At 40.8% G+C, this 245-nt stretch carries 1 protein-coding gene; it reads left to right on the top strand.

What is annotated here, in order from left to right:
- Positions 1–245: hypothetical protein (locus SB775_RS32705; RefSeq protein ID WP_410865457.1), on the top strand; the 245-nt coding region annotated here is incomplete at both ends.

The following is a 245-nucleotide window of genomic DNA, read 5'->3' as shown; positions in this document are numbered from 1 at the left end:
ATTAAAAAATGCGATGGCCGATTCACAAAAACAGTATAAAGACGGTTTGAGTACAACAGAAGAAGCAAAGAACCAGTTAAAGGACTTTGTGAAAGTAGTCGATCAATACCAGCAGTATCAAGACAAACAAAAGGACCTCTTGATCAAAGCGCAATCGACAAGCCAAAAACAAATCCAGCAAGGGCTCAAACAGCTCGCTGATATTCAAAACCAAAATGCCCGCAGCTTTAGTGATCAAATGGGCG

This window comes from Peribacillus sp. SIMBA_075 (assembly GCF_046534585.1).
Note: the sequence above shows the minus strand (reverse complement) of the source record. Positions and strands in the feature narration are given on the sequence as shown.